The organism is Streptomyces sp. NPDC058375 (assembly GCF_042723425.1).
GTDB classification, from domain to species: domain Bacteria; phylum Actinomycetota; class Actinomycetes; order Streptomycetales; family Streptomycetaceae; genus Streptomyces; species Streptomyces durocortorensis.
The window spans coordinates 1-4,000 of sequence record NZ_JBHXJG010000409.1 but is presented as its reverse complement, the minus strand read 5'-3'; the positions used below and the strand labels follow the sequence as shown (position 1 = coordinate 4,000).

Annotated in this window: 5 protein-coding genes; 2 read left to right on the top strand and 3 right to left on the bottom strand. The window is 72.0% G+C overall.

What is annotated here, in order from left to right:
• Positions 1-369: 369 nt before the first annotated feature.
• Together ACFWM7_RS34270 and ACFWM7_RS34265 are read right to left on the bottom strand one after the other, a co-directional pair.
• Entirely contained in the window at positions 370-546 is a 177-nt protein-coding gene (locus ACFWM7_RS34270) for a hypothetical protein (protein WP_274344021.1), read from the bottom strand.
• Between the two features lie 246 nt (positions 547-792).
• A complete protein-coding gene (locus ACFWM7_RS34265; RefSeq protein WP_383268400.1) occupies positions 793-1,530 on the bottom strand; it encodes a metallophosphoesterase in 738 nt (245 codons plus the stop codon).
• Positions 1,531-1,648: 118 nt separating this feature from the next.
• Between ACFWM7_RS34265 and ACFWM7_RS34260 the strand changes: the two genes are divergently transcribed.
• The gene (locus tag ACFWM7_RS34260) at positions 1,649-2,233 is read left to right on the top strand and encodes a CGNR zinc finger domain-containing protein (protein WP_383268403.1); all 585 of its coding nucleotides are present in this window, start codon (positions 1,649-1,651) and stop codon (positions 2,231-2,233) included.
• 24 nt (positions 2,234-2,257) lie between these two features.
• Here the strand turns inward: ACFWM7_RS34260 and ACFWM7_RS34255 are convergent, their stop codons facing one another.
• Positions 2,258-3,541 (bottom strand): geranylgeranyl reductase family protein, encoded by a 1,284-nt coding sequence (locus ACFWM7_RS34255; RefSeq protein ID WP_383268398.1) that lies wholly within the window; start codon positions 3,539-3,541, stop codon positions 2,258-2,260.
• A 97-nt stretch (positions 3,542-3,638) separates the two neighbouring features.
• Between ACFWM7_RS34255 and ACFWM7_RS34250 the strand changes: the two genes are divergently transcribed.
• The coding region (locus ACFWM7_RS34250) for a GNAT family N-acetyltransferase (protein WP_383268395.1) at positions 3,639-4,000 on the top strand (362 nt) is incomplete at its 3' end.

Genomic DNA, 4,000 nt, shown 5'->3' with positions numbered 1-4,000 from the left:
CCGCGCGGACGGCCGCCGCCGGATCCCGGCGGCGGCATGGCGCGAAGAAGTGCCCTGCGGTGACCGGCCGGGAGTCGGTCGGCGATCGACCGGTGGTCGGCAGGTGGCACGAACCTCGCGTACGGCGGCGCTTCAGCCCGTACGCGAGGGGGAGACGGCCCGTACCCGCGGTGATCCGGCGGGCGTGGAACCGTACGGGAGGGGGCCGGTGACCCGAGAGGTCAGCCGGCGACGCTCAGCACGAACACGGCCACCGGCGCACCGGTGGCCGGAGTCTGTCCGACTCGGGGCTGGCCATGGAAGGGAGGCTACCGCCGGGACGGCGGGGCCTCCAGTGGATTTCCGGTCCGGAGAGGGCCGTCCTCCGGATCAGCGGCGGCGCGGGCGGCGGGTCGTCCGCTCCGGCTCCTTGGCCGAGGTGGTGGGCGCGGGCAGCGCGTCGTACGCGGCGTCGAAGTCCTCGTCCTCGTCCGTCGCGGTCGGGTCCACGGCGAAGCGGGGTTCCAGGAAGAGCCCGTGGTGCTGGGGCAGGGAGGCGGTGGTCATGGCTGTCTGTCCTTGGGGTCGAGCAGCGCTGTATCGGCTTGTTCCGTACCCCGCTGGCCTGCGTTCGATGTGAGCGTGCGTCAAGAAGAGGGGCACGCACCGCGTGCCGCCACTGCGGGCGGGGGCGGGCGGGCGCCGTCCGGTCCGGTACTGCCGACGACCGGGGGCGCGCAAATCATCGCACACGATCACCTGCGGGGATGAGGATTAACGCCGGGGGTTGGCGGAGCGCCGGATTCGGGGCGCTCAGGGGACGACGCGGAAGTGCGTGGTCAGCCGCCGGTCCTCGCCCAGGATGTGGAACGCCAGGCCCGGCGGCTGGTCCCGGTCCGCCGGGCGGTCCCCCTCCCAGGGCAGGCGCAGGGTCCAGGTGACGGCGGGGCCGACGATCAGGGGGCGGCCGCCGAAGACCGAGGCGGCGGCCGTGTGGGCGTGTCCGGTGAGGACGGCGACGACCCGCGGGTGGGCGGCGAGCAGGGCGGCGAGCCGCTCGGGCTCCTGGAGCATTCCGGCGTCCGGCAGCGGGTGGTGGAGTTCGACGGGCGGCTGGTGGAAGGCGATCAGCGCGGGGACGCCGTCGGGCAGCCCGGCGAGCGTGGCGTCGATCCAGGCCAGCGTCTCCGGGGCGAGGCGCCCCTCGTCGCGGCCGGGAATCGTGGAGTCGCACATCAGGATGGCGGTTCCGGCGATGTGGTGCACCCGGTTGACGGGCGCGGTGCCGGGGGCCTCCCCGAGGAACGCCTTGCGGTAGGCGGGGCGGGCGTCGTGGTTGCCCGGGCAGACGAGCACGGGGAACGGCGCGTCCAGAAGGCGTACCGCCTCCTCGTACTCGATCTCGGTCGCGTGGTCGGCGATGTCCCCGGTGACCAGCAGCGCGTCGACCGGGCGTGGCAGGGCCCGCAGGTACTCCATGACGCGGGCCGCCCGGTGCGTCGCGCGTTCACTGCCGTCCAGGTGCAGATCGCTGATCTGAGCCAACAGCATGAGCAGCCCTCCCCCATCGCCTAACGTTAATTTCCATTCTTCCGTTAGGACTCTAGGCTGGGGAGGGCAGACGTTCAAGAGACGGCGAGGGGAGAGGCCGGTGACACAGCGGCCCGTCATGGAACTGGTGAGCACCGTCCGTCACGACGGGGACGGCGGAGTCCTCGACGACCTGGACACGGTCCGGGCAGCGAACCGCTGGCTTCAGCAGCAGCTGGACTGGCTGAGCACCGCCACCGGCACCGCGGGCCTGGTGGCCGACGAGGAGCTGCGGGAGGCGATCGTCGGCGTACGGCGGGCTGTCCGGGCTCTGTTCGCGCGGGTGGTCAGCCCGGCCCCGCCCAGCGCGGCCGACGCCCACCGCCTGATGCCCGCCGACGAGGCTCTGAGCGTCCTCAACGCGGCCGCCGCCCGCGAACCCGTCGCCCCCCAACTGCACTGGCCCGCCGAAGCGGCCCCCACGGCCGGGCTGTTGTCGGCCGAGGGAGATCCCGGTGTACGGCTGGTCGCGGCCCTGGCGCGCGACGCCGTCGACTTCCTGAGCGGGCCGCAGTGCGAACACCTGCGGGCCTGCCACGCGCCGCGCTGCGTCCGGTACTTCATCAGGAGCCACGGCCGCCAGGAGTGGTGCAAGCCGTCCTGCGGCAACCGGGCGCGAGTGGCCCGCCACTACGAACGTACGCGTGCGGCGGGCCCTTCCTGAGCTTCGCGGGCTTCCTGGGCGACCTCAGGCCTTCGGGGCCACCTTCGACAGCCCGTTGATGATGCGGTCCATCGCGTCACCGCCCTGCGGGTCGGTCAGATTGGCCAGCATCTTCAGGGTGAACTTCATCAGCAGCGGGTGGGTCAGGCCGCGTTCCGTGGCGATCTTCATGATCTTCGGGTTGCCGATCAGTTTCACGAAGGCGCGGCCCATCGTGTAGTAGCCGCCGTAGGTCTCCTTGAGGACCTTCGGGTAGTTGTTCAGGGCCAGTTCGCGCTGGGCGGGGGTGGCGCGGGCGTGGGCCTGGACGATGACGTCGGCCGCGATCTGGCCGGACTCCATGGCGTACGCGATGCCCTCGCCGTTGAACGGGTTGACCATGCCGCCCGCGTCGCCGACGAGGAGGAGGCCCTTGGTGTAGTGCGGCTGGCGGTTGAAGGCCATCGGGAGGGCCGCGCCGCGGATCGGCATCGTCATGTTCTCCGGGGTGTAGCCCCAGTCCTCGGGCATCGAGGCGCACCAGGCCTTGAGGACCTCGCGCCAGTCCAGCTCCTTGAAGGCGGAGGAGGAGTTGAGGATGCCGAGGCCGACGTTGGAGGTGCCGTCGCCCATGCCGAAGATCCAGCCGTAGCCGGGCAGCAGCCGGTCCTCGGCGCCGCGCTTGTCCCACAGCTCCAGCCAGGACTCCAGGTAGTCGTCGTCGTGGCGGGGCGAGGTGAAGTACGTCCGTACGGCGACGCCCATGGGGCGGTCCTCGCGGCGGTGCAGGCCCATCGCCAGGGAGAGCCGGGTGGAGTTGCCGTCGGCGGCGACGACGAGCGGGGCGTGGAAGGTGACCGGGGTCTTCTCCTCGCCGATCTTCGCCTCGACCCCGGTGATGCGGCCGGTGCGCTCGTCGCGGACGGGCGCGCCCACGTTGCAGCGCTCGTACAGCCGGGCACCGGCTTTCTGCGCCTGCCGGGCCAGTTGCTCGTCGAAGTCGTCGCGCTTGCGGACCAGTCCGTAGTCCGGGTAGGAGGCGAGGTCCGGCCAGTCCAGTTGGAGGCGGACGCCGCCGCCGATGATGCGCAGGCCCTTGTTGCGCAGCCAGCCCGCCTCCTCGGAGATGTCGATCCCCATGGAGACGAGCTGCTTCGTGGCGCGGGGCGTGAGCCCGTCGCCGCAGACCTTCTCCCGGGGGAAGGCGGTCTTCTCCAGGAGCAGGACGTCGAGTCCGGCCTTGGCGAGGTAGTAGGCGGTCGTGGAGCCGGCTGGGCCCGCTCCGACGACGATCACGTCCGCGCTGTGCTCGGAGAGGGGCTCGGTCACGGTCGGATCTCCCGAAGACTCGAATTCGCGTGCCGCGCGGCACATGTCCCGTGCAGTCTATGGGGGCCTGCGAACCAACCCTCCGAAGGGCTCCCTCATGTCGATCGCGCCTGCCACGCCCCACGCTTCGGCCCCCGCCGTACGCCTCCGTGTTCCGACCGACGAGGACGCCCTGACCTGGTACCGGGTCTTCGACGACCCCGAGGTGATGGAGTTCTTCGGCGGCCGGCGGGCCGACTTCTCCGTGTACGAGGAGCTCACCGCCCGCCAACGCCGCCACGACGCGGAGCTGGGCTACTGCCTGTGGACCCTCACGGACGAGGAGGACGCCGTTCTCGGCTTCACGGGGGCGCAGCCGTGGCCGCACGCCCATTACGGGCCGGTCGGCGAGATCGAGATCGGCTGGCGTCTCGGGCGTACGGCGTGGGGGCGCGGGTACGCCTCCGCCGCCGCCCGCAC

Bases quoted from the DNA above. Each gene is read 5' to 3' on its own strand.
- ACFWM7_RS34270 (WP_274344021.1), bottom strand. From the start codon at position 546: ATGACCACCGCCTCCCTGCCCCAGCACCACGGGCTCTTCCTGGAACCC.
- ACFWM7_RS34265 (WP_383268400.1), bottom strand. From the start codon at position 1,530: ATGCTGTTGGCTCAGATCAGCGATCTGCACCTGGACGGCAGTGAACGC.
- ACFWM7_RS34260 (WP_383268403.1), top strand. From the start codon at position 1,649: ATGGAACTGGTGAGCACCGTCCGTCACGACGGGGACGGCGGAGTCCTC.